This is a genomic window from Methylobacterium sp. WL6, from assembly GCF_008040095.1.
Taxonomy (GTDB): Bacteria; Pseudomonadota; Alphaproteobacteria; order Rhizobiales; family Beijerinckiaceae; genus Methylobacterium.
The window spans coordinates 1-4,325 of record NZ_VRVH01000352.1 but is presented as its reverse complement, the minus strand read 5'-3'; the positions used below and the strand labels follow the sequence as shown (position 1 = coordinate 4,325).

4 protein-coding genes are annotated in these 4,325 nt (G+C 69.4%); 3 read left to right on the top strand and 1 reads right to left on the bottom strand.

The annotated features are described in order from the left end of the window. A partial coding sequence (locus FV230_RS25315; protein ID WP_246694998.1) for a hypothetical protein occupies positions 1-230 on the bottom strand: 230 nt, incomplete at its 3' end. A gap of 286 nt (positions 231-516) precedes the next feature. Here FV230_RS25315 and FV230_RS25310 point away from each other — a divergent pair. The 3 genes from FV230_RS25310 to FV230_RS25300 all read left to right on the top strand — a co-directional run. Further along, on the top strand, positions 517-2,301 hold the full coding sequence (locus FV230_RS25310; protein WP_147844357.1) for an acyl-CoA dehydrogenase C-terminal domain-containing protein: 1,785 nt from the start codon (positions 517-519) through the stop codon (positions 2,299-2,301). Between the two features lie 189 nt (positions 2,302-2,490). After that, the gene (locus FV230_RS25305) at positions 2,491-3,699 is read left to right on the top strand and encodes an acetyl-CoA C-acetyltransferase (protein WP_147728814.1); all 1,209 of its coding nucleotides are present in this window, start codon (positions 2,491-2,493) and stop codon (positions 3,697-3,699) included. Positions 3,700-3,809: 110 nt separating this feature from the next. Continuing rightward, the coding region (locus FV230_RS25300; protein WP_246694997.1) for a hypothetical protein at positions 3,810-4,325 on the top strand (516 nt) is incomplete at its 3' end.

The following is a 4,325-nucleotide window of genomic DNA, read 5'->3' as shown; positions in this document are numbered from 1 at the left end:
GGCGCGGCCTGTGCGGCCGGCCGGGACGTCCCGAGATCCGAGGCGGGGCGGCGCGGCACCTTCGTGCTGGACTTCGCGGCCGCCTTGACCGAGCCCGCCTTCGCCTTGTCCGGCACGACGGAGGCGATCCACGTTTCCAGCGGGACGCCGGCGCGGCGGGCCACGTCGCGGGCAGCATCGAGCACGTCGGGATCGAAGTTGTCGAAGCTCGGCGTCGCGGTTCGGGTCATCATCGGGCCTGCGTTCGGCGGCGTTCGGCACCGGGCCCCGGCCACGTTCGCGCACGCTTGCGACGTGTCCGGAACGCGGTCCTCGGATCGGTTGTCCAGGACCATTAACTTTCTTGGTAAACACCGGGTTAAGAGGTCGAACATGGGTTGCATCGGTCGAAACCGCGGAACCCGGCCGCACCCCTCTTGCCCCCGGACGGCGGGATAGTTTATATATGAACTATCGAGAGACCTACCGCTCCGCGACGGACTGGGCAGGGCCTCCGCCCCCTTGGAGGATCGACACATGCCGAGCTATCGCGCCCCGGTCGAGGACACCCTGTTCCTCCTCAACGACGTGCTCGGCTTCCACAACCACGCCAACCTCGCGGGCTTCTCCGAGGCCACGCCGGACATGGTCGAGGCGGTGCTGAACGAGGGCGCCAAGCTCGCCGACGAGGTGCTGGCCCCGCTCAACCGCGTCGGCGACCTCGAAGGCTGCCTCCGCCGGGCCGACGGCTCGGTGACGACGCCCAAGGGCTTCAAGGCGGCCTACGACGCCTACGCCCAGGGCGGCTGGATGGGCCTGTCGGTGCCGGAGGAATACGGCGGCCAGGGGCTGCCGCACACGCTGAACACCGCGATCCAGGAATTCGCCTCCGGCGCCAACCTCGCGCTCGGGATGTATCCGGGCCTGACGCAGGGGGCGATGGCGGCTTTGCTGGTTCACGGCTCGGACGAGCAGAAGAGCACCTACCTGCCGAAGATGGTCGAGGGCGCCTGGACCGGCACCATGAACCTCACCGAGCCCCATTGCGGCACCGATCTCGGCCTCCTGAAGACCAAGGCCGTGCCGAACGGCGACGGCTCCTACGCGCTGACCGGCACCAAGATCTTCATCTCGGCGGGCGAGCACGACCTGTCGGAGAACATCGTCCATCTCGTCATCGCCCGGATCGAGGGCGCGCCGGCCGGCACCAAGGGGATCTCGCTCTTCGTGGTGCCGAAGTTCCTGGTGAACGCGGACGGCTCGGTCGGCGCGCGCAACGGCGTGTCCTGCGGCTCGATCGAGCACAAGATGGGCATCCACGGCAACTCGACCTGCGTGATGAACTACGACGGCGCCACCGGCTGGCTCGTCGGCCAGGAGAACCGCGGCCTCAACGCGATGTTCGTGATGATGAACGAGGCGCGGCTCGCCGTCGGCGTGCAGGGCCTCGGCCAATCCGAGGTCGCCTACCAGAACGCCGTTGCCTACGCGAAGGACCGGCTGCAGGGCCGCTCGCTCACCGGCGCGAAGGCGCCGGACAGGGCCGCCGACCCGATCATCGTCCACCCCGACGTGCGCCGCACGCTGATGGGCATCCGCGCCTTCAACGATTCGGCGCGCGCGCTGATGCTCTGGACCGCGCTGCAATCCGACATCTCGCATCGCTCCGAGGACGCGAAGGAGCGCCAGACCGCCGACGACCTGCTCGGCCTGCTCACCCCCGTGGTCAAGGGCGTGCTCACCGACCGGGGCTTCGCCAACGCGGTCGAGGCGCAGCAGATGTTCGGCGGCCACGGCTACATCGAGGAATGGGGCATGTCGCAGTTCGTGCGCGATGCCCGCATCGCGATGATCTACGAGGGCGCCAACGGCATCCAGGCGATGGACCTGATCGGGCGCAAGCTGCCCAAGGACGGCGGCCGCGCGATGATGACCTTCCTCGGCGAGGTCCAGGCCTTCATCAAGGACAACGGCGAGGACGAGGCGCTGAAACCCTTCACCGGGCCGCTCCAGGCCGGGCTCAACGACCTGCAGGGCGCCACCATGTGGTTCATGCAGAACGCGTTCTCGAAGCCGGACAACGCCGGCGCCGGCGCCACCGACTACATGCATCTCCTCGGCCTCGTCGCGATGGGCTACATGTGGGGCAAGATCGCCAAGGCGGCGAACGCCAAGAAGGCCGAGCGGCCGGAGCGCATGGAGGCCAAGCTCGCCATCGGCCGGTTCTACATGGAGCGGGTGCTGCCCGAGACCGCGATGCGCTTCGGGCGGGTCAAGGCCGGCGCGGACACGACCATGGCCTTGCCGGCCGAGGCGTTCTGAGGGAGTTCTTCCCTCCCCCCCTGGAACGGGGGAGGGTGGGCCTCGCGTCAGCGAGGGTCGGGAGAGGGGAGCGACCTCTCTTGACAACGCGCTCCCCTCTCCCGACCCGCTTCGCGGGCCACCCTCTCCCGCAGAGGGGAGAGGGTTCGCGGTGCGGCTGCGCAAGCAGGAAAAATCAAGGGAAACGCCATGACCGAGGCCTTCATCTACGACCACGTCCGCACCCCCCGCGGCCGCGGCAAGCCGGACGGTTCGCTGCACGAGGTCACGGCGCTCCGCCTGGCCGAGACGGCGTTGCGCGCGCTCAAGGACCGCAACGGCCTCGACACCCGGAAGGTCGACGACGTGGTGCTCGGCTGCGTCGACCCGGTCGGCGAGGCCGGCGGCGACATCGCCCGCGCCGCGGCGCTTGTCGCCGACTACGGCAACCACGTGCCGGGCGTGCAGATCAACCGCTTCTGCGCCTCGGGCCTCGACGCGATCAACTTCGCCGCCGCCCAGGTCATGGCCGGCCAGCACGACATGACGGTGGGCGGGGGCGTCGAGTCGATGAGCCGCGTCGGCCTCGGCGCCTCGGGCGGCGCCTGGCCGGTCGACCCGGCGATCGCGATCAAGTCCTACTTCATGCCCCAGGGCGTCTCCGCCGACCTGATCGCCACCAAGTACGGGTTCAGCCGCGACGATTGCGACGCCTACGCCGTGCAGTCCCAGACCCGTTCGGGCAGGTCCTGGGCCGACGGCCTGTTCAAGGATTCGGTCGTGCCGGTGCGCGACGTGAACGGCATCACCCTGCTCGACCGCGACGAGCACATGCGGCCCGCGACCGACATGCAGTCGCTCGGGCAGCTGAAGGCCTCGTTCGTGCAGATGGGCCAGATGGGCGGCTTCGACGCGGTGGCGGTCGACGCGCATCCGGACGTCGAGGCGGTCGACCACGTCCACCATGCCGGCAACTCGTCGGGCATCGTCGACGGCGCCGCCGCGGTGCTGATCGGCTCGCGAGAGGCGGGCGTCGCCGCGGGCCTGAAGCCGCGTGCACGAATCCGCGCCTTCGCCAACATCGGCTCCGATCCGGCGCTGATGCTGACCGGCCCGGTCGACGTGACGAGGAAGGTGCTGGCGCGGGCCGGGATGCAGCTCTCCGACATCGACCTGTTCGAGGTCAACGAGGCCTTCGCCGCCGTGGTCCTGCGCTTTCAGCAGGCGTTCGACCTCGATCCGGCCAAGGTCAACGTCAACGGCGGCGCCATCGCCATGGGCCATCCGCTCGGCGCCACCGGCGCGATGATCCTGGGCACCGTGCTCGACGAGCTGGAGCGCACCGGCAAGGAGCGCGCCCTGGTGACCCTGTGCATCGGCGCCGGCATGGGCACGGCGACGATCATCGAGCGGGTCTGACGCGGTCTCGAACCGGCCGGCGCGTTCCCTATTCGGCGCGAACGCTGCTAGAGCCGGCCCCGACCCGTGCCGGGAAACGGCGGGGACGACACGAACCTTTGGGAGAAACGATGACCCGCCTTCTCGCCACCCTGTGCCTGACGACCGCGCTCGCCCTGCCCATCGCCGCCCGCGCGGACGAGGCGGCCGACAAGGTCGCCGAGGCCAAGACGCTCGTCAGCAAGACGTTGATCAAGAACCTGAAGACCGGCTTCGACGCCGCGCTCGAGAAGACCGTCGCCGCGATGCCGGACGACAAGTCGGACTCCGTCCGCAAGGAGCTGATGGCCGAGTTCGACAAGCAGAGCGGCATCATGGTCGAGGGCCTGTCGAAGGAATACGCGACCAAGTTCACGCTGGCCGAGCTCAAGCACCTCAACGAGATCTACGAGGACAAGACCTACCTCAAGTTCCAGGCCATCAACGCCGACCCGTCCTCGTCGGTGACGGCGATCTCGCAGGCTTCGGTGACGAAGCTGCTCAACATGCTGGCGATCGCGGCGGCCGGCGACAACACGCCGAAGGCCGGGGCTCCGATGCCTGCGCCGACTCCGGCACCCGCCCCGGCGCCCGCGCCGGCCCCGGCG